2 protein-coding genes are annotated in these 2,131 nt (G+C 40.9%); one reads left to right on the top strand and one right to left on the bottom strand.

The genetic code is table 11. From position 1 onward, the window contains the following. Positions 1 to 1,023 (bottom strand): LptF/LptG family permease (locus ACEW80_RS18270; protein ID WP_373527953.1); only part of this gene is annotated, 1,023 nt, incomplete at its 3' end. Positions 1,024 to 1,111: 88 nt separating this feature from the next. On the opposite strand from ACEW80_RS18270, the gene ACEW80_RS18275 reads away from it, so the two are divergent. Further along, the coding region (locus tag ACEW80_RS18275; RefSeq protein WP_373527954.1) for a hypothetical protein at positions 1,112 to 2,131 on the top strand (1,020 nt) is incomplete at its 3' end.

Here is a 2,131-nt window from a genome sequence, read left to right on the forward strand (position 1 = left end):
CCAAGCAGACACAAATGGGTCAAAAACTCCTGCCTCGCCCAGGGAACTGCTAATAAAGGCGAGCAAGTAGTAGCTAAAAATAATCACAACACTAATCCCAAACCCCGTAACTGGGCTGGCACGCTGAGGTCGGGTTCCAAGTGCAGCTCCAACCAGACCAAAAACAATACACACAGGCGGCAAGGCATACTTTTCCTGGATTCGGAGTCTCAGCTTTCGAATTTCTCTTTGGTCTCCACTCTGCTTCAATAGCTTCAGATGCTGCTGAGCTTCAGCAATATTCATTTGCTCAGACTGACGATTCTCTATCGCCAGATCAAGGGGAACCCGAGATAGCTCTAAAGAGTGACGCTCGAAGTTCAAAATACTTTGGTAAGAACCATCGCCCGCAACGTCATAGATCGTACCATTGAGGAAATTCCACAGGTGCTTATTACTCCAGGTTGCTTGCTCCGCAGCTAATATTTGCCGCAAACTGCCTTTAGTGAAATCAAGAACCATCAGGCCCTGCATCCGCTGTCCATCAAAACGACGAGCATAGAATACCCGTGAGAGTTCATCGCCCGTAAACTCTCTATAAAAAATGTTCTTTTCTTGAAACGAGGGTCTGTTTTGATCCAAAGCATGATCCAAAATCGCCGAAGCTTGATAATTTGTGATAGGAACAACCAACTCATTAAACATAAAAGTTGTGCCGGTCACCACCAAGCTCAACACAATCGCGGGCAGAACTAACCTACGTATACTGACACCACACCCTCGGAGTGCAGTAATCTCACTGTCCCCTGATAACCGACCGTAAACGATTAATGTAGCCAACAAAGTTGACATTGGAAAAGCTAGAACAACGAAACTGGGCATCTGAAATAAAAATACTTGCAGGGCGCTCAGCAATGGTAGCCCTGACTCTGTCACCTTTTGAACTAAATCAAAAAGTGTACCGATCGCTAAACCAACTCCAGAGAAAGCACAGACACCGAAAAGAAATGGCATTGCCAACTCCATGGCGACGTAGCGATCCATTATTGAGAGTTTAGGGATAATAGAACCTAGTGAAAAGCTGGACTTGCCAAGCATAAAAAAGCCTAAAATCGTAGAATTTTAGAGAAAAATGAACTTAAATTTCTTATTCAATCGCTGTGAGTTTACTCACCCAAAGAAATATAACGGCAGGAACGAGCTTATTTTCGCAGTTTTTGCTTGTCTTGCCTGGTTTATCGCCGTCATCTTAAGGTTAAGTCTTGAAGGCTACGAGGGGTGGACTACTCTTGACAAGGTCATAGAAGCTTCATCAACCGTTGTTTTCTGTGGACCCATATTTTTCTTGGCAACACCTTTAGGCTCTGAAGTTACTAGGAATTTATTGAAAAGAGATGGAATTAAGTTTCAAGTATTAGCATGTACGCTGCTGTTAGGTTACATCAGTTTAGTAAGGTTTCTGGAACTCAGTCCTGATAAGTTTATCTGGTTGGACCAAATGAGTAACTTAGTTCTTAAAGATAAATTTTGGATTAATACTGCTTTGTTCATCGCCGGAGTCTTTGTAGTACTGAGAATTCCTTTCTTAATGCTAAGGCTTCGTAAGACAACTTCAGAAATTAGGAGACATAGAAATTTAATAGCGGTATTTCGACAGAACTTCGAACTCTCTATATTGCTTATTATTAATTTTGTATATATGGTTTTGAGTCACACGTCCTTCTCAAACAGTTCTAATAGCTTTGAAGGATACTACATTGGTATTGGGTACTTTGTTATATTCTTTTTAATGAATTTATCTATTTTTAAGAAAACTTCTGCTAGTAAACTGATGGTGTTTGATTTATTTTTAACTATTGCCTGCTTGGGTGTCTTATTTTGGTTCTCAATTCCCTTCTTCAGTTTTGGTACCTTCATAGGTGTAAATCTTTTTGTTGCAGTGGTTATTCATGGATTAGGACTAGGCCGTGAGCATTTCGGCTATAGCTTCCAAGTACGCAAACAAGATGTTAACTACTTCATAAGCACACTTCCCTTGATTGTCTTGACCTTAGTTCCTTTAGCATTGACCTTCAAGTTTGTAGACCCGTCAAACCTGATTGGGTCTCGTCCTGAAATCTTAAAGTTAGCAACCTACTCTATTCTTTTTAGT

The sequence above is a fragment of the Nostoc sp. genome, from assembly GCF_041747015.1.
GTDB lineage: Bacteria > Cyanobacteriota > Cyanobacteriia > Cyanobacteriales > Nostocaceae > Nostoc.